22 protein-coding genes and 1 tRNA gene are annotated in these 22,777 nt (G+C 60.1%); 9 read left to right on the top strand and 14 right to left on the bottom strand.

Annotated elements, in window-relative coordinates:
* The first annotated feature begins 9 nt into the window (after window positions 1-9).
* From TERRO_RS05390 to TERRO_RS05370, 5 genes are read left to right on the top strand one after another with little or no spacing between them, the layout of a single operon-like run.
* The gene (locus tag TERRO_RS05390; RefSeq protein ID WP_014784989.1) at window positions 10-1,251 is read left to right on the top strand and encodes an MFS transporter; all 1,242 of its coding nucleotides are present in this window, start codon (window positions 10-12) and stop codon (window positions 1,249-1,251) included.
* Entirely contained in the window at window positions 1,248-2,420 is a 1,173-nt protein-coding gene (locus tag TERRO_RS05385; RefSeq protein ID WP_014784988.1) for an L-rhamnonate dehydratase, read from the top strand. Before TERRO_RS05390 ends, TERRO_RS05385 begins: the two co-directional genes overlap by 4 nt.
* A 10-nt stretch (window positions 2,421-2,430) precedes the next feature.
* Entirely contained in the window at window positions 2,431-3,453 is a 1,023-nt protein-coding gene (araD1, locus tag TERRO_RS05380) for an AraD1 family protein (RefSeq protein WP_014784987.1), read from the top strand.
* A 34-nt stretch (window positions 3,454-3,487) separates the two neighbouring features.
* The gene (locus tag TERRO_RS05375; protein ID WP_014784986.1) at window positions 3,488-4,363 is read left to right on the top strand and encodes an NAD(P)-dependent oxidoreductase; all 876 of its coding nucleotides are present in this window, start codon (window positions 3,488-3,490) and stop codon (window positions 4,361-4,363) included.
* 26 nt (window positions 4,364-4,389) lie between these two features.
* Entirely contained in the window at window positions 4,390-6,618 is a 2,229-nt protein-coding gene (locus TERRO_RS05370; RefSeq protein WP_014784985.1) for a glycoside hydrolase family 3 C-terminal domain-containing protein, read from the top strand.
* Window positions 6,619-6,761: 143 nt separating this feature from the next.
* On the opposite strand, the gene TERRO_RS23385 is transcribed toward TERRO_RS05370, so the two are convergent.
* From TERRO_RS23385 to TERRO_RS05355, 3 genes are all read right to left on the bottom strand, one after another.
* Entirely contained in the window at window positions 6,762-6,965 is a 204-nt protein-coding gene (locus TERRO_RS23385) for a hypothetical protein (protein ID WP_014784984.1), read from the bottom strand.
* Between the two features lie 142 nt (window positions 6,966-7,107).
* Complete coding sequence (locus tag TERRO_RS05360; RefSeq protein ID WP_014784983.1) at window positions 7,108-9,780, bottom strand: hypothetical protein; 2,673 nt, start codon at window positions 9,778-9,780, stop codon at window positions 7,108-7,110.
* Window positions 9,781-10,335: 555 nt separating this feature from the next.
* Window positions 10,336-10,412 (bottom strand) — tRNA-Arg (locus tag TERRO_RS05355).
* 62 nt (window positions 10,413-10,474) lie between these two features.
* On the opposite strand from TERRO_RS05355, the gene ispG reads away from it, so the two are divergent.
* Window positions 10,475-11,719, top strand: a complete 1,245-nt coding sequence (gene ispG / locus TERRO_RS05350; RefSeq protein WP_014784982.1) for a flavodoxin-dependent (E)-4-hydroxy-3-methylbut-2-enyl-diphosphate synthase — start codon at window positions 10,475-10,477, stop codon at window positions 11,717-11,719.
* A 68-nt stretch (window positions 11,720-11,787) separates the two neighbouring features.
* Here the strand turns inward: ispG and TERRO_RS05345 are convergent, their stop codons facing one another.
* The 7 genes from TERRO_RS05345 to TERRO_RS05315 all read right to left on the bottom strand — a co-directional run bounded on the left by TERRO_RS05345 (window position 11,788) and on the right by TERRO_RS05315 (window position 17,048).
* A complete protein-coding gene (locus TERRO_RS05345; RefSeq protein WP_014784981.1) occupies window positions 11,788-12,807 on the bottom strand; it encodes an LLM class flavin-dependent oxidoreductase in 1,020 nt (339 codons plus the stop codon).
* A 71-nt stretch (window positions 12,808-12,878) separates the two neighbouring features.
* Complete coding sequence (locus tag TERRO_RS05340) at window positions 12,879-13,262, bottom strand: nuclear transport factor 2 family protein (protein WP_014784980.1); 384 nt, start codon at window positions 13,260-13,262, stop codon at window positions 12,879-12,881.
* Between the two features lie 37 nt (window positions 13,263-13,299).
* The gene (locus TERRO_RS05335; RefSeq protein ID WP_014784979.1) at window positions 13,300-14,553 is read right to left on the bottom strand and encodes a spinster family MFS transporter; all 1,254 of its coding nucleotides are present in this window, start codon (window positions 14,551-14,553) and stop codon (window positions 13,300-13,302) included.
* Window positions 14,554-14,571: 18 nt separating this feature from the next.
* The gene (locus TERRO_RS05330; protein WP_157178258.1) at window positions 14,572-14,922 is read right to left on the bottom strand and encodes a hypothetical protein; all 351 of its coding nucleotides are present in this window, start codon (window positions 14,920-14,922) and stop codon (window positions 14,572-14,574) included.
* A gap of 88 nt (window positions 14,923-15,010) precedes the next feature.
* Window positions 15,011-15,454 carry a preQ(1) synthase gene (gene queF / locus TERRO_RS05325; RefSeq protein WP_014784977.1) on the bottom strand — a complete coding sequence of 148 codons (444 nt, stop codon included), beginning with the start codon at window positions 15,452-15,454 and terminating at the stop codon, window positions 15,011-15,013.
* A gap of 324 nt (window positions 15,455-15,778) precedes the next feature.
* A complete protein-coding gene (locus TERRO_RS05320) occupies window positions 15,779-16,672 on the bottom strand; it encodes a TIGR03435 family protein (protein ID WP_157178257.1) in 894 nt (297 codons plus the stop codon).
* 100 nt (window positions 16,673-16,772) lie between these two features.
* On the bottom strand, window positions 16,773-17,048 hold the full coding sequence (locus tag TERRO_RS05315) for a metal/formaldehyde-sensitive transcriptional repressor (RefSeq protein WP_014784975.1): 276 nt from the start codon (window positions 17,046-17,048) through the stop codon (window positions 16,773-16,775).
* 349 nt (window positions 17,049-17,397) lie between these two features.
* Between TERRO_RS05315 and TERRO_RS05310 the strand changes: the two genes are divergently transcribed.
* The 3 genes from TERRO_RS05310 to TERRO_RS05300 are packed head-to-tail and all read left to right on the top strand — an operon-like array spanning window position 17,398 to window position 19,096.
* Window positions 17,398-17,586: a hypothetical protein gene (locus TERRO_RS05310; protein ID WP_014784974.1), complete on the top strand. Its 189-nt coding sequence runs from the start codon at window positions 17,398-17,400 to the stop codon at window positions 17,584-17,586.
* Window positions 17,586-18,881 carry an Nramp family divalent metal transporter gene (locus TERRO_RS05305; protein ID WP_014784973.1) on the top strand — a complete coding sequence of 432 codons (1,296 nt, stop codon included), beginning with the start codon at window positions 17,586-17,588 and terminating at the stop codon, window positions 18,879-18,881. The genes TERRO_RS05310 and TERRO_RS05305 overlap by 1 nt, the downstream gene beginning before the upstream one ends.
* A gap of 11 nt (window positions 18,882-18,892) precedes the next feature.
* Complete coding sequence (locus tag TERRO_RS05300) at window positions 18,893-19,096, top strand: hypothetical protein (RefSeq protein WP_014784972.1); 204 nt, start codon at window positions 18,893-18,895, stop codon at window positions 19,094-19,096.
* Window positions 19,097-19,193: 97 nt separating this feature from the next.
* Here the strand turns inward: TERRO_RS05300 and TERRO_RS05295 are convergent, their stop codons facing one another.
* From TERRO_RS05295 to TERRO_RS05285, 4 genes are all read right to left on the bottom strand, one after another.
* Window positions 19,194-20,444, bottom strand: a complete 1,251-nt coding sequence (locus TERRO_RS05295; RefSeq protein ID WP_014784971.1) for a M48 family metalloprotease — start codon at window positions 20,442-20,444, stop codon at window positions 19,194-19,196.
* Between the two features lie 76 nt (window positions 20,445-20,520).
* On the bottom strand, window positions 20,521-20,853 hold the full coding sequence (locus TERRO_RS23900; protein WP_014784970.1) for a type II toxin-antitoxin system RelE/ParE family toxin: 333 nt from the start codon (window positions 20,851-20,853) through the stop codon (window positions 20,521-20,523).
* Window positions 20,850-21,164 carry a hypothetical protein gene (locus tag TERRO_RS05290; protein WP_014784969.1) on the bottom strand — a complete coding sequence of 105 codons (315 nt, stop codon included), beginning with the start codon at window positions 21,162-21,164 and terminating at the stop codon, window positions 20,850-20,852. The genes TERRO_RS23900 and TERRO_RS05290 overlap by 4 nt, the downstream gene beginning before the upstream one ends.
* Window positions 21,165-21,253: 89 nt before the next feature.
* Window positions 21,254-22,588 carry an inositol-3-phosphate synthase gene (locus TERRO_RS05285; protein WP_014784968.1) on the bottom strand — a complete coding sequence of 445 codons (1,335 nt, stop codon included), beginning with the start codon at window positions 22,586-22,588 and terminating at the stop codon, window positions 21,254-21,256.
* Window positions 22,589-22,777 lie beyond the last annotated feature (189 nt).

Below are 22,777 nucleotides of genomic sequence, written 5' to 3'. Positions count from 1 at the left end.
GGGGCGCGCATGGAACGGAAGTGGTACTTTGTGCTGCTGGTGGCGGCGGCGATTGCGATCAGTTACTTCGATCGGCAGACGCTGCCCGTCGCCATTGCGGCGATCCAGCGCACGATCCCGATCAGCAACCAGCAGTTCAGTTATCTGCAAACGGCCTTCCTGCTGTCGTACGCAGCACTGTACATGGTGGGTGGCCGCATGCTGGATCGCCTGGGCACGCGCAGGGGCTTTCTGCTGATCATGCTGTGGTGGTCGCTGGCATGCGCGCTGCACAGTCTGGCCACGGGCTTCACACTCTTGCTGATCGCCCGTTTTCTATTGGGCGGCGGCGAGGGCGGCGCCTTCCCTGCTGCGTCTCGTGTTGTGGCGGAGTGGGTGCCGGCACACCAACGCTCAACTGCGATGGGATTGATCAATGGGGGGACGGCGATCGGCTCCGTGCTGGCGCCGCCCGTCATTGGGTTCATCCTGCTGCGCAGCGGATGGCGTGCCGTCTTTGTCAGTGCCGGCGCACTGGGATTGGCATGGGTTGTGTGGTGGTGGTTCGCCTATCGTACGGACGGCGCTACGGTGACGGTGAATACCGTCGACGCACGCATCGTTGGCGATCGCATGAGCTGGTTCGATGTGGTGCGCCAACGCAACGTGCAGTCCTTCGTCTTCGCCAAGTTCATGAGCGACTCAGCGTGGTACTTCCTGTTGTTCTGGCTACCGAAGTACCTGTACGACGCGCGCGGTTTCGATGTGAAGCAGGTGAGTTACTACGCGTGGATTCCCTATGCGGCCAGTGGTGTAGGTAGTTTTCTGGGTGGGTGGTTTTCGTCGTACTTATTGCGGCGGGGTCACTCTCTCAACTTTGCACGTAAGCTCGCACTCGGCCTGTGCGCTGCAGGCATGCCTGTGGTGATGCTGGTTTCGGTGTCGCCCGTGCGCGTCGCCATTCTTCTGTTCAGCATTGCGTTCTTCTGTCAGCAGGCGTGGTCGGGTTTGATCATGACGCTGCCGACAGACATCTTTCCGCTGACACTGGTCGGCACCGTGGCCGGCTTGATCGGTTTCGGTGGCGCAATCGGCGGAGCAATCTTCGGCCTTGTCGCCGGCTTTCTGCTGGGGCACGGCTTTACCTACGGAACACTGTTTGTCTTGGTGGGCAGCTTCCACCTGATCGGCTTTCTGGCCATTGCGATGTTTGCGGGCCCGATACAACCACTCCGCTCCAACGAACTCCGTGCAATCGAAGGAAACTCATGAAGATCACAGAAGTCCGCACACGCGTCGTCCAGTGGGAAGGCGAAACCGTTCCGCTGCCCCCGCACTTCTGCACCAACCCGATGGATTTGGTGTCGTTTCGCGAGGCCTCCATGGGTAACTTTGCCTTCCATAACTGGCTGCTGGTGGAGATCTTCACAGACACAGGCCTGGTAGGACTGGGCAACGCCGCGCTTGCCCCCATGGTGACTAAGCAGTTGGTCGACATCTATCTGAAGCCGCTGCTGCTGGGCGCCGATCCGTGGGACGTGGAGTACCTGTGGCAACAGATGTACCGGCGCACACTCGCCTTTGGGCGCAAGGGCGTTGCACTGACGGCGATCTCTGCGATTGATATTGCGCTGTGGGACCTGCTGGGCAAGGACGCGAAGCAGCCGGTCTTCCGTCTGCTGGGCGGCCGTACCAAGGATCGTATTCCTGTCTATGCAAGCCGCTTGTATGCCATGCCCATTCCGGAGCTTCGCGCCGAGGCGCAGAAGTACAAGGACGAGGGCTATCAGATGATGAAGCTCCGCTTTGGATGGGGACCGCTGGATGGTGCCGCAGGCATGCAGAAGAATGTTGAGCTGGTGCGGAATGTTCGTGAGGTGGTGGGCGATGGCATCGACATCATGACGGACGCCTACATGGGTTGGAGTCTGGATTACGCCAAACGCATGCTTCCCTTACTGGAACCGTTCAACCTGCGTTGGCTGGAAGAGCCGGTGATTCCCGATGACACACGCGGCTACGCGAAGTTGAAGGAGTATGGCCGTATTCCCATCGCAGGTGGGGAACATGAGTTCACGATCTTTGGTTTCCGCGAGTTGCTGGAGACAAACGCCGTCGATTACATCCAGTTCGATACCAATCGTGTGGGCGGCATCAGCCAGGCGCGTAAGATCTCCGCGCTGGCCGAGAGTTTTCAGATTCCAGTGGTGCCCCACGCAGGGCAGATGCATAACTATCACGTGGTGATGGCAAGTCTGAATTCACCCATTGCTGAGTTCTTTCCGAAGGTGGATGTCGAGGTCGGCAATGAGCTGTTCTGGTACATCTTCGATGGTGAGCCGGTGCCGGAGAACGGCTCCATCAACCTGGACGACACCTTGCCCGGACTGGGTCTCACCGTCAACGAGGAATCGCTGAAGCGGTTCCGCATCTTCGAATAAGGAGCAACGGATGCGGTTGGTACAGATTGCCAATGGGGATGATCGTCGCGTTGCGATGGTGGAAGAGCCAGACCTGGTCCTGCTACACGATGTCACGTCGACGTACGCGCTCGCGTTGCGTGCCATCGAGAGTGGGCAGAAGATTACCGGGCTGGCGGAGTCTCTGCGAAGCACAGAGCGAATGGCCTACGACACGGTGTATGAAGGCACGCATTCCTGGAAGCTGCTTGCTCCAATTGACGTACCGGGAGATCCGCAAAAGCTGCTGGTCTCCGGTACGGGCCTGACGCACCTGGGCAGCGCACGGGAGCGGCAGTCGATGCACGCGGCAGCGGGCACCACGCCCGACGAAGTCGACGAAGCAGAGATGACGGACAGCATGCGGATGTTCGAGTGGGGACGCCGCGGTGGCCGGCCCGCTGAGGGGCTGATCGGCATCGCACCCGAGTGGTTCTACAAGGGAGATGGCTCTGTTGTGAAAGGGCCCGGCGATGCGTTGACGATTCCTGGCCATGCAGAAGATGGCGGTGAAGAAGCAGAGGTCGCGACGGTGTATGTCATCGCTGCGGACGGCACACCCCATCGCATTGGCATGGCCACCGGCAACGAGTTCTCCGATCACGTCTTCGAGCGCAGGAACTACCTCAATCTGGCGGGATCGAAGCTGCGCGAGTGCAGCCTGGGACCGGAGCTTGTCCTGAATGCTGACTTTCAAGACGTACCCGGCAACGTGAAGGTACTGCGCGCCGGCAGCACGATATGGGAGAAGCAGATCCGTACCGGCGAAGCGAATATGGCACACAGCCTGGCGAACATGGAGCATCACCACTTCAAGTTTGCAGGACACCGGCAGGCGGGCATGGTGCACGTTCACTTTCTGGGCGCGGATGCATTGTCCTTTGGCAGCGGTATCAGGCTGGCTGAGGGCGATGTGACAGAGGTGCAGTTTGAAGGCTTTGGGCGCGCGTTACGAAACTCCATTCATGCCGAGGAAGCGCTGGCCGCGTGTGTTCAAGTGAAGGTCATGCAGTAACGCAAACGCATTCGCAGTTCGCAGGGAGATCGAGATGGCGGAGAAAGTAACAGTTCTTGGATTGGGCGTCATGGGCCTTGGCATGGCTCAAAACCTGCGTAAGGCAGGCTTCGATGTAACCGTGTGGAATCGCACGGCTGCAAAGGCAGAAGCTTTCGCTAAGGAAGGTGGCATTGCCGCGGGTTCACCGGCGGAAGCCGCGAAGGGCGCGAAAGTTGTCATCAGCATGCTTGCGGACGATACGGCCTGTCGCGCGGCTTGGCTCGGCGAAGACGGCGCACTGGCAGGGATGGACAAAGGTGCCATCGCTGTCGAGAGCAGCACTGCCAGCCCCGCGTGGATCGAGGAGCTCCACACGGCGGCACACACGTTCGGCGTTCGACTGCTGGACGCACCGGTGACCGGCAGCCGCGTGCAGGCTGAGGGCGGTCAACTAGTCTTCCTCACCGGCGGTGACGCGGCAACGATTGAAGAGGCGCGACCTGTACTCGCCGCGATGAGCAAGCAGGTATTGCCGCTGGGGCCGGTGGGCAGCGGAGCGCAGCTGAAGTTGATCAATAACTTTCTTTGTGGCGTGCAGGTTGCATCGTTCGCCGAGGCTCTCACATGGATCGAGCGCAACGGTCTTGACCGCACCACTGCTCTGGAGTTCCTGAAGACCGCGGCTCCCGGCAGCGGCATCTTCGTCGGCATGAGCGAACGGATGACCAAGCGCACCTATGAGGTGAACTTTGCGCTGGACCTGATGCGCAAAGACCTCAGCTACGCACAGACTGCAGCCGAGGCCTATGGAGTTCCACTGGCCACGGCGGCAACCGCAGAGCACTTGTTCGAGCGGGCGCAGCAAGAGGGTTTTGGCGAAAAGGACATGTCGTCCGTAGTGGAAGTACTGCGCGCCGCGAAGTCATAACAAGCACCAGAACCAAGGAGAAAGTAATGCATCTGCGATCGGTTGCACTGTCAACGGCTGCTGTTCTATTGAGCGTGGCTTCGTGCGTGTCTGCGTCTGCGCAAGGGAGCAACGCCCCGGCATCCGGCGGGGAAGTCTATCGGGACATGAGCAGGCCGATCGAGGATCGCATTACCGATCTCATCAAGCGCTTCACGCTGCAGGAAAAGGCGATGCAGCTGAACCACACCAATCGTGGCGTGCCGCGCCTGGGCTTGCCGATGTGGGGAGGTTGGAACCAGACGCTGCACGGCGTGTGGTCCAAGCAGCCAACCACGCTCTTCCCTATCCCGACAGCGATGGGCGCCACCTGGGATCCTGAATTGGTGCACACAGTCGCGGATGCCATGAGCGATGAGGCGCGCGCCCTCTACAACGCGCATGCCGAGGGGCCACGCACACCCCATGGCTTGGTCTACCGCTCGCCCGTCATCAACATCAGCCGCGATCCACGTTGGGGCCGCATTCAGGAGGTATTCAGCGAAGACCCCCTGCTGACGGGCCGCATGGGCGTGGCCTATGTGCGCGGACTGCAAGGCGACGATCTGCAACACCTGAAGCTGGCAGCGACTGTGAAGCACTTCGCAGTGAATAACGTTGAGAGTGGACGTCAACACCTGAACGCGGATGTGGACGAGCGCAACCTCTTCGAGTTCTGGCTGCCGCACTGGCGCGCCGCCATTATGGAAGCACACGCACAATCTGTCATGTCGAGCTACAACGCCATCAATGGCATGCCCGACGCGGTGAACCACTGGCTGTTGACCGATGTTCTTCGAAAGAAGTGGGGCTTCGACGGCTTTGTCACCGACGATCTGGGAGCGGTAGCCCTGCTCTCTGGCACACGAGCAACCAACACTTCAGAGCCCGGCCAGCACTTCTCAGAAGATCCCGTCGTCGCAGCCGCAGCAGCAATCCGTGCTGGCAATGACAGTGATGACGTAGAGTTCGAAACGAACCTGCCGCTCGCCGTGCAACGAGGACTCCTCACCGAAAAAGACGTGGATGGCGCACTGCGTAATGTGCTGCGTGTCGGCTTCCGACTAGGAGCCTACGATCCGCCGCAGGCAAGCAAGTACAGCAGGATTGGCATGGATGTGGTGCGCTCCCAGGCGCACCGGGATCTGTCGCAGCGTGTGGCCGAAGAATCGATGACGCTGCTGCTGAACCGCCGTCAGTTCCTGCCGTTGCAGCGCGACCAGGTGAAGTCTGTGGCCGTGATTGGCCCCGCCGGTGGTGAAGCGTACGAGACCGGAAACTACTACGGCACGCCCGCAGTCAAGACCAGCGTCACCGAGGGCCTGCGTGCCTTGCTGGGCAGCGGCGTGAAGGTCGAATACGAGAAGGGAGCTGGCTACGTTGATCTCGCAGACGACAAGGAGATTGAGCGTGCTGCGAACCTGGCGCGCAAGAGCGACGTCGTCGTGCTGTGCCTTGGAACGAATCTTCAGGTGGAAGCGGAGGGTCGTGATCGTCGCGACTTGAACTTGCCTGGTGCGCAGCAGCGTTTGCTCGAGGCCGTTTACGCAGCCAACCCGAAGGTGGCCTTAGTACTGATGAACGCCGGGCCGCTGGGTGTCACGTGGGCGCACGATCATGTGCCGGCCATCCTGAGCGCGTGGTATCCCGGTGAGCTTGGCGGCGCTGCGATTGCGCGCACGCTCTTCGGCCTGAACAATCCTGGTGGCCATCTGCCGTACACCGTATACGCAAACCTGGATGGTGTGCCGCCACAGAATGAATATGACGTGTCGCGTGGCTATACGTATCAGTACTTCAAAGGCGTTCCGTTGTATCCGTTCGGTCACGGGCTCAGCTACACACACTTCGACTACAGCAAGCTGAAGGTGACGCAGACATCCGGAGATCACGCAAACGTAACGGTGAGCTTTACGCTCACGAATACGGGACAAAGTGCAGGCGCTGAAGTAACCCAGCTCTATTCGCACCAGGTGAAAAGCTCCGAGGTGCAACCACTGCGCACCCTCCGAGGCTTTGAGCGTGTGACTCTGCAGCCCGGTGAAAGCAAAGCCGTCGCGATTTCCATCCCGACGTCAGCATTGGGTTGGTACGACACCGCGGTCCACAACTTCCGCGTGGAACCGGGTGCATTCAACTTCATGGTCGGGTCATCGTCGGAAGACATCAGGCTGCGCGATACAGTCACGATCGCTCCAGAAGCCAGCCGTCAAAAAACTGCGACACGACGTCCGTAAGAATCGATGTCGGTCGGTGTTTCCCGGGCGGCGCTAGTTGCTTATCTCTAGCGCCGCCCCTTCACTTATCGGCGACCGTCTCGACGTAAGGAAGCACAGCCTGGACATGCGTCACGGTCGATCCGAGCTGTCCTGTGTAGGACTCAGTGAACAAACTGTGTCTTCTCACGAGTTGTGCGCAACATGATCTCTTGTACCTGACGCGCGACTATCGGATTCGGAGGGATGACGGAGTGCAGGATGGAAGCGGGGTATGCGAATTCCTGCCCGTCGTCGAATGTAACGATGACGAAATCTTCGGTGTTTCGCACTGACAACACCTTCACTGTCTTGGCAACGTTGGACATGATCAACTGTTCCTTGAGCAACTTCTTTCTTGGGATTTACCGCGGGTCACGTTCGTTGAGTACACCTGGAGGTGTCGGATTGCGGTAAGCACAGGTTCATTTCCTACCCTCGCGCCGCGATTTGATTTGAGGCATCCTGGGACTAAGGATTGGGCACGTACTGATAGCCAATCCAGACCTGCACCTTTTGAAGGTTTGCCAGATCAACCGTTTCATTCCCGGGCTGATGCTCAGGCAGACGCACCTCCCAGGCGCCGCAGACTCCCCGGCCCCAGTACGGAACCTGCTGCGGCGCATCGATCGGTTCGTCATCCCCGAAATGTACTGGCGCAAGCACAAGCGGCGTGACAGGAGCCTGCAGGTTCTTTGACTTCGCATCCAGCAGCGAAGAAACAGGTATGCCATTGGGATACCCTGCCGCTTTGACCGAAGCCGGACCCACCTGGTCGTAGCGCGTCCCGTGCCACAGCTCGCACGAGATGACGGAACTGGTGGAGGACGCACCAACAAACGCCACAGCGACTCCGCGAATTTTCGTCTCCTTGCGTTTCTGAGAGATGGAGTCGAGCGTGACCTGAAAAGGCAGGACACGAGAGGTGCTTAGCTGCTCGACTAACTCGGGAAAATCGGCCACGGCGAACTCCCTGCGTAAAACCTCAGTCTGAATATCGCGTTGCAGATAGTCGACGTACGCGCGCTGTATGCCAAGGGGATTCAGCAACGTGTTCCAGGCATTCTGGTAGGCCTGCACCATCGCGAGTTCCGTGTTCGGCAGACCATCCTGATACGCAGCGACTATGTCGGGATGTACCGAGCCGGCATCGAGCAGCGGAAGCGGCTGCGTACCGGATGGCAAGGTGTAAATTTCGAAGGAGCGTTGCGCGAGGAATGCGAAGGTGAGCAGCGTGTCGACTTGCAACAGGGCGGCTGCAATCGCCTGCTGACCTGCAGTGCGAACCGACGACGCGTCGAGTGCAGGTGTGCTGCGTATGTAGTCCAGGATTCCCTGCGTGCGGCCGAGACGCGCCTCGGTCGCTGCAATCTTCTGCGCATTCAGGTCGACCTTGTTCTTTGCGACCAGCAACTGATGCGCAAGCTCTGCTCCGTGTTTGATCAAAGCCACCGATTCAGCATTGGCAGGCGTAGAGCCTGCCGAAATTTTCTCGATGAGCTTCACGAAGTTGACCACGGTCTGGCCGGCTGCCACGACCTCCTGCACTTTCTTGCCGACCTGCTTCGATGCCTTCTCGATGTCATCCAGATCAGGCTTCTGCCCGGCCACTGCGGCATCCAGAATGAAAGGCGCATCCTTTAGAACCGTTGAGCTGAGAGCGATCACTGCGGGTACCAGTGCAACCAGGCTGGCTCCTGCGGTGGGTATGGCAGCTACAACACTTACGATCGCCGCGCCGACTTCAGCCACCGTTCCGATGAAGCCTGTGATGCTGAAGCTTTCCGACTTCATGGATTCAAGCGACTTCTGAATCTCCGCGTTGGCCTCGTCAAGCTGCTGCTGCAGATACTTGACCTCAGCTTCAGCGCCCTCCTGTTCCGCCTGGACGTAGCTTAGGTCGGCGGTCACCGTCGCGACTGCATCTTCGGCAACTCTTTTCTGTGCCGTCAGAAGGTTCTGCAGCGCGCCCAACTGAACGGCGGCAATGATCTGTGCGATACCCGCATTGAAGAAGCTGGAGACCAACGTCGTGATGCTGTTGTAAGCGGAGGAATACCGATTGAAGTCCGGCACGACGTCCTGGTACCGGGGGATGCCGAGTGCATTGCTCCCAGATTGCAGCAACCGCAGGAGACGACTCGCTTCAGTGTTATTCCACTGCATCTCCAACGCAGCCGCGAATTCGCGGGCGGCCAATTGACCGTTCGTGTCGTCGGGGTCCGCCGGCTGAAATCTCCGGAAATAGTATTCGCCTGCGTTGATTCGGAAAGGAGCCCAGAAGTTATTGAAGTTCCAGACCGGGTCAGAATCGAGAAGCGCGTACATGCGCTGGACGTAGTCACTTTCTGCGAGGACAACGATTTCGGGCTGCGGGTTTGTCCCGTCTGTCCCATGCGCGCCATCGGAGCCGCGCGCAGGCTTAGGTTCCTCTCCCTCAGGAAGGTCCGGACTGTTATTGCCGTCTCGGCCAGCCCTTCCGCCACGACCTCCAACGGATCCTGGTGTCCCTCCAAAGGTGAGCTGAGGGGCTGGTAGCGGTGCCGTCGAGAGAATGGTTACCGTGCCACCGTTCGCACCATTACCACCGGCGCCGCCTCTACCTGCCCAACCGCCACGTGTGCCGTTATAGGCATCGACGATCTGACCTGAGTCGTCCATGTGGCCGATATAACCGTCTGCCCCGCCACCGCCATTCCCACCATCGCCCCCGGGTGCACTGGCGGTTGCGGCGACGTCGATGCGAATCGCGCTGCCCGTGCGGCAAAAGATGGTGACATCGGTCCCTGGTGATCCGCTCGTGCCGTTCCCTCCGGAGCCGCCGTTTCTTCCGGAGCCAGCGGGAACCCACGTAGCGCCGACCTTCCGGACTTTCGCGTTCTCACCGTCCGCGCCCCTTCCGCCCGCGACAGGTGCAGCGGGATTTTTGCTGTGACCGCTCCCATCGATGGAGCCACCGTTGCCGTCGTAGGTATCGGCAACAATGATCAGGGCACGGTCCTTCAAGGTGAGCTTGAAGCCCGGCTCATGTTCAACCACCCGCCCCAGCAGGAAGACGGGCCCCTCGCCCTCGAAGGTGTCATAGAACTGCTGGACTGTCTGGTTGACAGTAAGAACATCACGAATCAGGGGAGTGTTTGCCATCGTTGCTTTCCACGCAGGGTTTGAAGAGCGAGTGTCGACTACTGGGCGATTGACCGTTCCGGTCGATGCTCAGGACTGAAAGGGTGGAGCGGCCTGTTGCGCGGAGATCGCGCCATAAAGGCCGAAGCTCAGACAACCGCGGACGACTGTCTATTGCCCAGCACAATTTCGCAGGTGGATCGCCTGCGGTCAATGCAAGGGCTGTGAGGATTTCCTTAGGTCTGCATTAGGGCGCACATCGTCATCTTTTTCCGCTTATGCAGACCTTTTGAGCTATGACAGCCGGTCCACACCGACGCTGAGTGCTCGGCGACGGTATGAGTCACCCAATGCCAGAGACAGTGGACCGCTCCGCTTCTGCGTAAACGCAAGCCAGTGCCATTCCACGGCAAGTTGGGGATGTCAGTAACATTGGCGGCCGCCTCGTGTGGATCGTGCCGCCGTTCCGAGACCGGCGTCCGAAGGAACGGCGGCGCGGACTCAGTTCCAAGGTTGCGAGAACAGTATCGTCCGACCCAGAGCAGGATCTTCGAGAACCGTGAATTTTGATTTAAGTGGTGACCCGGGCAGGAGTCCAACCTGCGACCTTCGCCTTAGGAGTGCGCCGCTCTATGCATCTGAGCTACCGGGCCACTTCCTGACAGTGTAAACGGTGTGCGTGTCGCCCTTTGGTAAACTTATGGGTGAGGTTCCCATGCCCGAGATCACCCGCCGCAAGGCTGTGACTGTGAAGATTGGCAACGTTCGCGTCGGTTCCGATGCGCCGGTTGTCGTCCAGTCCATGACCAACACTGATACCGCGGACGTTGAAAGTTCCGTTCAGCAGATTGCTGCGCTGGCTCGCGCCGGCAGCGAGATGGTTCGCGTTACGGTGAACAATGACGAGGCCGCAAAGGCTCTGCCGTACATCGTGGAAGGCATCCGCGCGAAGGGCTGGGAGACGCCGATCATTGGCGATTTCCATTACAACGGCCATCAGCTGCTGGCAAAGTATCCCGCCTGCGCCGAGGCGCTGGCGAAGTACCGCATCAATCCTGGCAACTGCTCCATTGGCCGCAAGGACGATGACAACTTCCGGACCATGATTGAAGTCGCGGTGAAGCACCAGAAGCCTGTCCGCATCGGGGTCAACTGGGGTTCGCTGGACCAAGCGCTTCTGACGAAGATGATGGACGAGAACAGCCGTTCCGCCACTCCCCTGCCCGCACGCGACGTCATGCTGGAGACGATGGTGCGGTCGGCCCTTGACAATGCCGAGGCCGCGCAGCGCTACGGCCTGCGTCCCGACCAGATCATCCTCTCGGCAAAGGTCAGCGGCGTGAACGATCTGATCGACGTCTACACCGAGCTTGCCTCGCGCACGAATCTTGCGCTGCACCTTGGCCTGACCGAAGCCGGCATGGGGATGAAGGGCGTTGTCGCCTCCACTGCGGGTCTGGCGCCGTTGCTGCTGAAGGGTATCGGCGACACCATCCGCGTCTCGCTGACGCCAACACCGGGCGGCGACCGCAGCGAGGAAGTGCGCTGCGCGCAGCAGATTCTGCAGACGCTGTCGATCCGCAGCTTCTCGCCGCAGGTGACAAGCTGCCCCGGCTGCGGCCGTACGACATCCACCTACTTCCAGATGCTGGCGGAGCAGGTGCAGAACTACATCACCACGTCGATGCCGGACTGGAAGGTCAAGTACCCGGGTGTTGAGGAGATGAAGCTGGCTGTGATGGGCTGCATCGTCAACGGCCCTGGTGAGAGCAAGCATGCCAACATTGGTATCTCGCTGCCGGGTACGTTTGAGGAGCCGAAGGCGCCTGTTTACATCGACGGCAAACTGGCCATGACGCTGAAAGGCGATCACATCGTGGACGAGTTCAAAGTCATCCTCGATGACTATGTGAAGAGCCATTACGGCAAGGCGCAGGTTGAAGAACTGATCAGCGCATAACCGCTTCATTTCGAGCAGTACAAAGGGCGACTGCGAATGCAGTCGCCCTTTCCATTTCCTCGTAAGAACTACGCCGCAACCGCCTCGCGCACTGCAATCCCCTTCGCCACATCCGCCAGGATTTCGTACGACCGCAGACGATCCGCCTGCTCAAACGTGTCGGTGACCGCCAGGATCTCATCGAGTCCCAGCCAATCCGCAATGCGCTGCAGGCGAGCTTGCACCGCAGCCGCATCGCCCACAACAGCCAGTGCCAGACGGGCTTCCACGGCCTCGCGTTCGCCCGTGTTCCATAGGTCGTCCATGCTGTCGACCGGCGGCTTGAGTTCGACTGCCTGGTTGCGCACCAGCGATAGGAAGCGCTGCTGCGGCGTCGTCAGCAGGCGCTTTGCCTGCGCCTCGGTATCGGCTGCGAGGACCGGCAGACCCGCCATTGCATATGGTTTGTCGAGCCATTCCGACGGGCGGAAGTTGCTGCGGTAGAGCTCCATCGCCTGCTGCGCATACTGCGGCGCGAAGTGCGCGGCGAAGGCGAAGGGCAGGCCCATCTGCCCGGCAAGCTGCGCGCTGAAGCCGCTTGATCCGAGCAGTGTAATGGGCACACGCGTACCTTCGCCGGGGATTGCGTGGACGATCTGTCCGGGCCGCGGCGCACCCAAATACTGCTGCACCTCCGCCACCAACTCCGGGAAGTCATCACCCGTCGTGCGCACGTCGCGGCGCATCGCGCGCATCGTCGGCTGGTCAGAACCCGGAGCGCGTCCGAGGCCGAGATCAATGCGGTTCGGGTAGATGGACGCGAGCGTGCCGAATTGCTCTGCCACGACAAGCGGGGCGTGATTCGGCAGCATGACACCGCCGCTGCCGACGCGGATCGTCGAGGTCTGCTGCGCGACATGGCCGATCAACACTGACGTTGCGGAACAGGCCAGGCCGGCGATGCTATGGTGTTCGGCCAGCCAGTAGCGCACATAGCCCAACTGCTCGACGTGCTGCGCGGTTTCGACGGTGCGTGCGATGGCTTGACCGGCGGCTTCGCCGGGCTTCATGCCAACCAGATCCAGAACGGAGACGCAAAGACTGCTCATACGGATTAGATGATGGTTCGATAGTCTTCGAACCATCGTATGGCGCAGTTTGGACGTTTCAGGCGTGGCGCTCAGTCTGCGATCGCGTCCATGACTGGAGCGGGATCCCAGAAAGCGCGGGCCTGAACGATCTTTCCATCTTCGTTGAAGTCCAGCACATCGATCCCTTCGAAGGTTGCGGACTTGCCGTTGTGTGCAATGCCCTTGCCCGTCCACTTCGCTGCGGCGGAGTTGCCGTTGACAAAGACCAGGTCTTCCGTGAGGCCGACGGTCTTAAACCCGGTGAAGATACCGGTGAAGAAGGCGCGGATGGCCTCGTGGCCGACGTTTACTGGCGTGCCTACAGGATCGTGCTGTTCGGCTTCGGGAGCGAAGACGGCGACACAACGTTCAACGTCCATAGCGCGAATTGCGGCAAAGTACTCGGCGACGCCCTGCTCAGTAGGTGTAGACATAGCGGAATAGTATCGCGTCCCGCTGTTGTCTGGACCGTCAGACTGCGACAGCTTTGACACCACTATCTTCTGGCGCGTAGCGCGAGCCGAACCATTGAAAGAGCGACGATGCGACGAGGGCGAAGACCGTCACGCCGAGGCCCCAGCGCAGGTTGCTGCGGTCGCTGACGAAGCCGATGATGCGCGGCGAAGGTACGTCTCCGAAGAGGTGGATCAGCAGCAGTTGGCCGGCGAGCGCCGTTGACCGTACCTGGGCGCTGACCGAGTTGACGATGGCTGCGTTGACCGGTCCGCTGCCGAGGAATAGCGCCAGCTCTGCGATGGCGAGCGCAGGCAGCATGGTCGCTCTCGGACCGAAGAAGCACAGCAGGGCAAAGGGCACGCAGATCGCCGGGCCGATGGCGCAGACCCAGTAGAGGGCGCGATGGTCGGTCCTTAGCCAGCGCTGTGCCCACCAGCCGCCGATGGCTGTGCCGAGAAGTCCGGTCACGGCGGTGATGGCGCCGACGGTGAATCCTGCGTGCGCTGCGGTCATGCCTGCTTCGCGCTGCAGGAAGCTGGGGATCCAGGCGCTGATGCCGCCGATGGTGAAGGTGCTCATCGCGTAGCCCATGGTTGCGGTGAGGTACGCGGGGTTCCTGATGAGGTCCGCGACGGCGGCCTTGCTCTTGCCTTTGCGGGCGGAGTCGGTCTCGCCGCGTTTGGGTTCCTTCATCACGAAGAGGATGATGACGGCGATGACGAGGCCTGGAATTGCCGAGACGTAGAAGGCGTTGCGCCAGCCGTGCGCCTGCGCGATGTATGCGCCGGCGCCGTAACCCATGGCTGCGCCGACGGGGATGGCGATGTTGAAGATAGTCAGCGCACGGTTGCGAGCTTCTGGTCCGTAGAAGTCCGCGAGCAATGCCGGTGCGTAGATGCCGAAGCTGGCCTCGCCAATGCCCAGCGCTGCGTGTCGCACGAGCAGGCCGTCGAAGTCGTGCACCATCGCCGTGAAGAGATTGGTCCCGCTCCAAAGGAGCGCGCCGATGACGATGAGCGGCTTGCGTGGGAAGTGGTCACCGAGCCAGCCCGTTAGCGGCGCGGTGACGATGTAGGTCACAAAGAACCACATCGTCAGCGCGCCGATCCGTTCGTCGGAGACATGAAACTCCGACTTCACCATCTCCTGCACGCCGGGCAGGATGTAACGGTCGATGTAGTTGACCAGGTTCAGCGCGGTGAGCAGCACCAGCGCGACGGTGGCTGCCTTTGCGTTGGAGGCTGTTGCTGGCTTCGTTTCCACGCTCATCGCGAGGAGGATAGCAGGTTAGGCCGCGGAAAGCCGGATACGCTTGCCGGTGATTTCAGCCAATGCGATTGCAGCGACGCCGAGGATCACGTGGGTGATCTGGACGTACGGCAGGTCGGGCATGGCCAGGTGCTTCAACTGCAGGATGCCGATGACCGGCAGCGAGATCCCAACGACGATCGTCACAATGGCAAGGCCGATGACCGATCGAAGACCCATGACACCGATCATGATCATTACCAGCGTGATGGCGAAGCCGAGGTACATGTGGATGTTGAGCGGTACGGCGACGTGGAAGTAGTACAGCGCGCCGGTGAGCAAGTTCACCACCCACAGCAGGCGGAGCGTCATCAATAGGCCTTTGAGCATGTTCTGATCGTAACCGCAACGCGTGCTGGTACCAAAGGGAAACGGACCCGCCTGAGCGAGTCCGTTGCAGTTGGTGTTCCGCTGTCGACTAGCAGGTTGGGGTCGTCTGCTCGTGCGGACGGGGGAAGGTCGCGGTGACGACGGTGCTGATGCCGCCGCGCGGACGGAAGTCCCCTTTGACCTCGGCCCAGACCGGCTCGCATGCCTTCACCATGTCATCGAGGACGCGGTTGCAGATGTTCTCCTGGAAGATGCCGAGGTTGCGGTAGCAGAAGAGATATTCCTTGAGACTCTTCAGTTCCAGGCAGCGATCCTTCGGCATATAGCGGATGGTCAGGTGACCGAAGTCCGGCAGGCCGGTGCGCGGGCAGACGCTGGTGAATTCCGGATCGTCGATCAGGATTTCGTAGCTGCGGAAGTGGTTCTGCCAGGTCTCGATCTCGGGCATGGCGACGTCAAGGCCGGCGGCCGCGTGCTCGTCCGTGTAGAGAGGGCTGGTGTTGTTCATCCGGTTATCGGGAATGGGCTTCATTGTGTTCCTTATTGGCCGGGAGGGGGTACCCCTCCCCCCTAAAATCGTAAAAATTAGATTCGAAAGGAGTTAGCTTTTTGCCTGCCGCTAAAAATTAGATTCTATTGGGGTTACGGGCAAAAATTAGATTCTATTGGACTTAGCGGCGCAGACGAGCGGACCACCGTGCCCTGTCTTCTATTTTAGTTGTTTCGGTGGAAATTGCCCGCCAACTGTATTTGCCGTGGAATGTTGGAGATACGTGATTTGGGGGCTTGACAGGTTCCGCCGACGACAATGCTCCGTCTCCGGGCAGAGGGCCAGCAGCAGAGCTGCCGCATTCCTCTAGTTGTCCGATAGATGGTCGATGTGGTCCAGCAGCAGAACTTCTACCGGCTGCTTTTGCGCTTCCAGCTTCATACCGAGCTGTGTCCGGACCGCGTAGAGGAAGTTTGGTTCTTCGCCTTCGGTGGGCGGTGCTGGTGTGCCGGGTGGTGGGTCGGCGCGCTTGGGTATGAAGTCCAGTGCGAAGTCGTAGTTGCCGGTGAGGCCGGTCTGGTCGACAACGGGCCGCCCGAGATCGCCCCAGCTTGCCATGGCGTTGGTGATGGTCACAACCTGCACATCGCGTGCGCCGATGAGGTAGTGGGTGGGTGTACTGGACGACATCATCAGCAGGCCTCCGCAGACTGCCGGAAAGCCGCCCGCGATAGTGTCCGGTGGTGGGAGTGCACCGTTTGCCGCATCCTTCGGGAAGGCGTGCGAGCAGCCGTCTGCTGGATGTGGCCGCAGACGTGGCCCGGGCTGGCCGGGCTTCACGAGCTGTGCGGCGAAGACGGGTGTCTGGCGCGACTCATAGTGCACAGCCATCGCGAATCGTTCGGCCAGGAGAGACCGCATCATCAACCGCAATTCGTCTTTGGTGACGTCAGTCTTCTCGGTGCGGGCGACGACGCTGAAATGCGTGTCACGCACCCATGCGGGCGCCATGTTTTCGAATGTGGACAGCTGTCCGGAGGTCATGCGGTAGGCGAAGGAGACGAGGCCCACCAGAGGGTAGTTGTGAATCACGAGCAAGCCGCCCGTCGGGCTGTAGACATTGCCGGGACCGAGCGGCACGTTTGAGTTCTGTTCTTCGGAACCGGGTTTTGTCTCGTGTAGGGATGCAGTGTCAAAGCTGAGCCGTGGCGTGGCCGGCTGCGACTGACCGCTCGCGTGAGGCGCGAGAAGAGGAAGCATCAGCATGAGATGAATCACGTGAGCAGCGGACCACGATCGCTGCTGTCTGGCTTGCCTGAGAGAGATCATCCAGTTTCCCCTTCTTCCGTGATTCCACGCTCTATTTCAGATACGCGCGGACCAGGTCGATCATGTCCTCCGCCAGTTCATGGGGCGGGGCTGAGCTGCGTTCGTTGGACAAGAGGTGGTGGCGAATGTGGTCTTCCAACACCTCTGCCATGAGGCTGTTGATGCCGCCGCGAACGTTGGCGAGCAGCATCAGAACGTCGGCACAATCGTCGCCTGTGGTGAGCGAGCGTTCGATGGTGTCGACCTGTCCGCGAATCCGCTTGATGCGTGCGACAAGCTTCTGTCTTTCCTTTTCAACGACGGCCATATTCTCCTTGTGTATACCCTAGGGGGGTATGGTACAAAGTGAGAGACGAGAGTTTCTCTCGTGAGAGAACCCGAGAACCTATGAGTATGAATTCCGCACAAGAGCCTCCGAGTAGAACGAGCGCTTCCCTGTGTTGTGGTGAACGAACGGACGACCGCCTTTAGCTTTGCTATGGGACGATCCCACGCCGCTCATCCAGCATACGACCTGTGATTTGAGCGCGTGAGACGGGCCCGCGATGGGCCAGCCTTACACCCTCCCAACCGATGATCCTGCAGCGTCCTCCTCGCGACTGTGCCCTTGTGCGCAGCCGGTGCGAACGTGCGGCCGGATCGTGCGAGGAGGAACGATGAACAACGTCCAGAACAACAAGATGTTTGCTGTCCGCAAGCCCAGCCACCTGATCCGCGTATGGCGTTCGACCGGCGGAGCTGGAACTCCCCTGGTCTGCAGCTGGGTTATGGCCAATGCCGCGGCGATTGAGATGACCACTGCGGAGCAGAAGAGCGAGCAGGCCGGAGGATTACTGTGCGCGTGATGGAAGCGGAAGCAGTGAACGAAGAGAAGGGTGTCGTGGTGCGAGGCGAGTGGCAGCGGCGCATCATGACTTTCCTGATGGTCTTTGGCCCGGGCCTGATCGTTATGGAGGCCGACAACGATGCGGGTGCGGTGTCGACCTACATGCAGGCGGGCGGACAGTATGGTCTACACCTGCTGTGGCTGCTGGTGGTGTTGCTACCCATCTGCTACTTCATCCAGGAGATGGTTGCGCGCCTGGGCATCGCAACGGGCAAAGGCCACGCTGCGATGATCTATGAGCGGTTTGGTAAGTGGTGGGGACGGTTTTCCCTGATTGACTTACTCGCCGTAAACTTTCTCACGCTGATTACTGAGTTTGCGGCGATCTCACTTGCGCTGAGTGCTCTTGGCATTAGCCCCTATGTGTCCGTTCCGGGCTCTGCGGTTGGCCTGACGATGATGGTGGTGACCGGCAGCTATCTGCGCTGGGAGCGGATCGTCATCGCGCTGTGCCTGATGGACCTGACGTGGTTCGTTCTGGCGTTTGTGGTGCATCCGCAGTGGGCGATGGTCGCGCGCAACGCAATACGGCCAACCGTGCCAGCCGGTGGCATTACCAGCAGCCTGGTGTTCCTGGTGATTGCGATCGTTGGGACGACGATTGCGCCGTGGCAGCTGTTCTTTCAGCAGAGCTGTGTCGCGGAGAAGCGTTTGCGGTTTGCCGATCTGAAGTGGGCGCGGCTGGATACGCTGATCGGTGCGGTGTTCACCGTGTGTGTGGCCGGCGCGATGATGCTGGTCGGAAACTATGGCTTTGAGCACAAGATTGCGTTTCAGGATCCGGCGCAGCTTGCACTGGCGCTGGGCCCCATTGCGGGAACCTTCGTTCGCAACGGCGTGTTGCTGTTGATGGTGAACGCTGCTGTGCTGGGCACGACTGCGATTTCGCTTGCGAGTGCATGGGCCTATGGCGAGGTGCAGGGATGGGAACACTCACTGCATAAGAAGCTGTGGGAGGCGCCCGGCTTTTACGCGACGTACATTGCCTGCGTTGGAGCTGCGGCGGCGATCGTGCTGATACCGCATGTGCCGCTGCAGTTGGTCATCATCAGCGTGCAGGTGTTCGCGGGATTGATCCTGCCGTCAGCCATCATCTTTCTTCAACTGCTGCTGAACGACCGCGAACTGCTGGGCGAGCGCTGGGTCAATCGGCCGTGGAACAACATCGTTAACTGGACGATCATCGTCGTGCTATTCGCGCTGTCACTGCTACTTGCAGCGCAGGTGATCCTGCCGAATCTGTTTCCGAAATGAGGAGTGATGTGATGACAACGACTGAATATCGCGTAGTCCATCCGCTGGATGACGTGCAGGAAGAGAAATGCTCCACGGATGGGCTTGGCAAGATCAGGATGACTCGAGCGGTGCGTATCTCGCTTGGTGTCTTGCGGGCCTACCTGATCGCCATGACACTGATGCTGGGTTATCACGTGCTGGATTTATCTGGACTATTACACCGGGCGCACTGAGTTGAGTCGCCCTTGGATGGCATCGTTTTTACGCTTCGTTACACAAAGTAAAAGGCCGAGCTTTCGCTCGGCCTTTGCTCTGCGGTTTCCCGCTTTGCTATTCGCGTCGGCCCAGTGTGGGGCGATCGTCTGTGCTCTTATCTTGCGTGGTGCTGTTGGGGTCGTTGTTGCTGGCCGAGGTGCGGCGCAGCGTGGGCTTGTTGCCGTCCTTGCCGCCGTCGACCTTGCGCTTGTTCTGGATGCGCGCGAGGCGTGCCTTGATCTCATCGAACTCGGAGCCGCTGACGACGTAGTCGGGGCGAGCCGGGAGGATGGTTGCGATCTCCTTTTCAGAGTCGGCGATGCGGTCAGGTGTCTGCGGATGGTCTGAGAAGGCGCGGGCGAGGACGCCGGGCTTACGCTTCTCAAGTGCCTGCAGCTTTTCAAAGATCTGGACGAAGGCCTGCGGATCGTAGCCTGCGCGATACATGTACTGCACGCCCAGCCAGTCCGCCTGCGCCTCAAAGGTTCGAGAGAAGGACAGGAAGCTGAGTGGTACGGCGATCTGAGCGGCCTGGTAGATGCCGTAGCCCGTATACCCTCCAACGAACATCAGCGGCACCATGCCAATCTGTGCGTACTGCATGCGCGTCATCTGGCGTGCCGCGTGGTGCGCGGCGACGTGCGCAATCTCATGCGCCATGACGCCGGCAAGTTCCGCCTCTTCATCGCAGGCAAGGATCAGCCCGCTGTTGACGTAGAAGAAGCCGCCCGGCAGGGCCATGGCGTTGATCTCGTCCGAGTCAAGCACCTTAATGGTGAAGGGTACCTTTGCGTCGGAGTTCTTGACGATGTTCTGGCCGACGCGGTTCACGTACTCCACGATGACGGGGTCGGTGACCAGGTGCGAGGAACGCTCGATCTCAACGGCGTAGCCCTTGCCGTTGCGGACTTCCCAGTCAGTCGAGAACCAGTTGCCCATGCCTCTGCCACCGATTTCGCGGGTGCCGGACGCGCTGACGTCGTCCGCGGAGCCCTTCTTGATGTCCTTGCGAAGGTCGTCGCCGGGCTCTGGGATGGGTTCGTTGTTGCTCTTAGCAGCCTCGAGGCGCGCCTTTTCCAAGTCTTCCTTGGTCGCTGTCACCGGACCTTCGCCGGTGGGACCGTTGCCGGTCTTGGACGTGGTCGAGGGCTGGTTGCCACCCGGGTTGGTCTGGTTGGGATTGCTGGTGCCGGGCGTGGTCGACGGAGGTGTGCTGGTACCCGGAGTTGTCGAGGTCGGGCTCTGCTGGGCGACCAGCGGGGCACTCAACGCGAACGGAGCTGCCACGGAGAGGGTCGCGACGAGAACGAGATTTTTCAGATTCATGGGGATGGCTCCCGGGAGAAGACGCACCTTCACCCTTGCTTGTTAGACGCAGGTTACGCCCGGAAGTTACGGGTTGTCATTGTGGGACTGCAGGGGAGCGGGGATCCGGTCGTTGCGGAGAAATATATCTGTGTGGTGGCCAAAGTTGAGCCCCGTGACGAACTGCGGAGATCACGATGCGGTCGGGATGGACTGTGTACACGAGAATGTAGGGCCAGGGAGCAAGCGTGATCTCACGCGTGCCGGAGACACGTCCTTCTCTTCCGCTCATCGGATAGGCTGCCAAGCGCTCAACATGGCTCTGTAAACGCCGACGGAAGCGTGCGGCGGCATCCCAACTGCTTGCATAGATCAACTCGTAATAGTGCTCCGCGGACTGAGAAGCGGACTCTGTCCAGAGGATCTTCACTCGGTATGCGTTCGAGGACCATCGGGCCGGTCTGCGTGCCACCGTTCAAAGAATTCATCGTGATCGATCACACGCCCGGAAGCTTCGTCGTTCAACCCTGTCTTGACTGCGTCGATAAAGTTCGCCTCGTAGCGTTCCTTATCGCGTTGCGCCTCTTGGCCGCGAGCTTCGGAGTCCGCGGTCTCTTCCGTCTCGTACCACGCGACGTAGCTCATTAACGCATCGTTCGCCAACTGATCCCGCGACCTGCCCGAGCGGGCAACGATACGGTCAAGAGCGGCTTCCGTTTCGGCGCTGAGGATCGTCGACATGGCAATAATTTCTCCCCTTCCTCCACTGAAGTCAAGGGACGAAGGGCCGCCAGCGCTGGCGGCCTTCCCTGTTCGGTTTCGATTCGGAACTACTCGCCGTAGTAGTCGAGGCCGAGGTGTGTGACGAGGCTCTCGCCCATGATGTGGCGCAGTGTGTTCTTCAATTTCATGTTCTGGATGAAGAGGTCGTGCTCCGGGTAGACGCCGGGGGCGGTGTCTGGTGCTTTGAAGTAGAAGCTGAGCCACTCCTGGATGCCGAGGTTTTTGAGCGCCGGGGTGCGTGCTGCGAGGTCCATGTAGAGGCACAGGTCGAGCGCGAGCGGGGCGGCAAGGATCGAATCGCGGCAGAGGAAGTCGACCTTGAGCTGCATGGGGTAGCCAAGCCAGCCGAAGAGGTCGATGTTGTCCCAGCCCTCCTTGTTGTCGCCGCGCGGCGGGTAATAGTTGATGCGGACCTTGTGGTAGAAGTCCTTGTACAGATCGGGGTTCTTGTCGGGCTGCAGGATGTACTCGAGCACGCCCAGCTTCGACTCTTCCTTGGTCTTGAAGTTGTCGGGATCGTCGAGCACCTCGCCGTCGCGATTGCCCAGGATGTTGGTTGAGTACCAGCCGGCGAGGCCGAGCTGACGGACCTTGAGCGCGGGTGCGAGGACGGTCTTGATGAAGGTCTGACCGGTTTTGAAGTCCTTGCCGGCGATGGGCGCTCCCATGGTTTTGGAGAGTTCGCGCAGGGCGGGGATGTCGCACGAGAGGTTTGGCGCGCCGTTGATGAAGGGCACGCCTTCCTTCAGGCAGGCCCAGGCGTACAGCATGGACGGAGCGATGTTTTCGTCATCCTCGACCAGGCCCTTTTCGAAGGCGGCGAGGGACTGGTGGACGGCTGATTCCGTGATGTAGATCTCGGTTGAACCGGTCCAGATCATGACCTGGCGATCTGTCTTCGCCTTGAACTCGGCGATGTCGTTGCGGATCTGGTTGGCGAGGTCGCACTTGTTCTTGCCGGTCTTGATCTTCTTCGGTTCCAGGCGCTTGATGTAGCGCTGGTCGAAGGCGGCTGGCATGGGCTCGATGCCTTCGAGGAAGGGGCGCATCTCTTCGAGCTGATCGCGGTCCAGTACGTGCGCGGTCTTTGCTGCGTCGTAGAGGTTGCCGCCAAAGATGTCCCAGCCGGTGAAGACCAGGTCTTCGAGTTGCGCGATGGGCGCGAAGTCCTTGATGAGCGGCGTGTTGTCGTCGGTGCGTTTGCCGAGACGGATGGTGCCCATCTGGGTCATGGAGCCGATGGGCTTCGCCATGCCGCGGCGCACGGCTTCGACACCGGCGATCAGGGTGGTGGCAACGGCGCCCATGCCGGGGATCATGATGCCGAGCTTGCCTTGCGCCGGTGCGATCGCAGCCGCCTGCGGTGTGGGTGATTCCGTCATTGCTTCTCCTGCGGAGGATGCGCGAGTGGAGTTGTAAATCGCGTCCGCAGTTCTCAACATACGCATTGGAAAAAATCTGTAAACCATACATAGAGAACGATTTGACCCCTTATTTTCGGGGTTACCGGTAACTTGCCATGTAGTTAGCGGTGTCGAGAAATTGCAGATTTTTTCACGGTACGGCGTAGC

Origin of the sequence: Terriglobus roseus DSM 18391, assembly GCF_000265425.1 — a bacterium.
Classification (GTDB): domain Bacteria; phylum Acidobacteriota; class Terriglobia; order Terriglobales; family Acidobacteriaceae; genus Terriglobus; species Terriglobus roseus.
Note: the sequence above shows the minus strand (reverse complement) of the source record. Positions and strands in the feature narration are given on the sequence as shown.

Coding starts and splice junctions, on each gene's coding strand:
- TERRO_RS05390 (WP_014784989.1), top strand. CDS start 10: ATGGAACGGAAGTGGTACTTTGTGCTGCTGGTGGCGGCGGCGATTGCG.
- TERRO_RS05385 (WP_014784988.1), top strand. CDS start 1,248: ATGAAGATCACAGAAGTCCGCACACGCGTCGTCCAGTGGGAAGGCGAA.
- araD1 (WP_014784987.1), top strand. CDS start 2,431: ATGCGGTTGGTACAGATTGCCAATGGGGATGATCGTCGCGTTGCGATG.
- TERRO_RS05375 (WP_014784986.1), top strand. CDS start 3,488: ATGGCGGAGAAAGTAACAGTTCTTGGATTGGGCGTCATGGGCCTTGGC.
- TERRO_RS05370 (WP_014784985.1), top strand. CDS start 4,390: ATGCATCTGCGATCGGTTGCACTGTCAACGGCTGCTGTTCTATTGAGC.
- TERRO_RS23385 (WP_014784984.1), bottom strand. CDS start 6,965: ATGTCCAACGTTGCCAAGACAGTGAAGGTGTTGTCAGTGCGAAACACC.
- TERRO_RS05360 (WP_014784983.1), bottom strand. CDS start 9,780: ATGGCAAACACTCCCCTGATTCGTGATGTTCTTACTGTCAACCAGACA.
- ispG (WP_014784982.1), top strand. CDS start 10,475: ATGCCCGAGATCACCCGCCGCAAGGCTGTGACTGTGAAGATTGGCAAC.
- TERRO_RS05345 (WP_014784981.1), bottom strand. CDS start 12,807: ATGAGCAGTCTTTGCGTCTCCGTTCTGGATCTGGTTGGCATGAAGCCC.
- TERRO_RS05340 (WP_014784980.1), bottom strand. CDS start 13,262: ATGTCTACACCTACTGAGCAGGGCGTCGCCGAGTACTTTGCCGCAATT.
- TERRO_RS05335 (WP_014784979.1), bottom strand. CDS start 14,553: ATGAGCGTGGAAACGAAGCCAGCAACAGCCTCCAACGCAAAGGCAGCC.
- TERRO_RS05330 (WP_157178258.1), bottom strand. CDS start 14,922: ATGCTCAAAGGCCTATTGATGACGCTCCGCCTGCTGTGGGTGGTGAAC.
- queF (WP_014784977.1), bottom strand. CDS start 15,454: ATGAAGCCCATTCCCGATAACCGGATGAACAACACCAGCCCTCTCTAC.
- TERRO_RS05320 (WP_157178257.1), bottom strand. CDS start 16,672: ATGCTTCCTCTTCTCGCGCCTCACGCGAGCGGTCAGTCGCAGCCGGCC.
- TERRO_RS05315 (WP_014784975.1), bottom strand. CDS start 17,048: ATGGCCGTCGTTGAAAAGGAAAGACAGAAGCTTGTCGCACGCATCAAG.
- TERRO_RS05310 (WP_014784974.1), top strand. CDS start 17,398: ATGAACAACGTCCAGAACAACAAGATGTTTGCTGTCCGCAAGCCCAGC.
- TERRO_RS05305 (WP_014784973.1), top strand. CDS start 17,586: ATGGAAGCGGAAGCAGTGAACGAAGAGAAGGGTGTCGTGGTGCGAGGC.
- TERRO_RS05300 (WP_014784972.1), top strand. CDS start 18,893: ATGACAACGACTGAATATCGCGTAGTCCATCCGCTGGATGACGTGCAG.
- TERRO_RS05295 (WP_014784971.1), bottom strand. CDS start 20,444: ATGAATCTGAAAAATCTCGTTCTCGTCGCGACCCTCTCCGTGGCAGCT.
- TERRO_RS05290 (WP_014784969.1), bottom strand. CDS start 21,164: ATGTCGACGATCCTCAGCGCCGAAACGGAAGCCGCTCTTGACCGTATC.
- TERRO_RS05285 (WP_014784968.1), bottom strand. CDS start 22,588: ATGACGGAATCACCCACACCGCAGGCGGCTGCGATCGCACCGGCGCAA.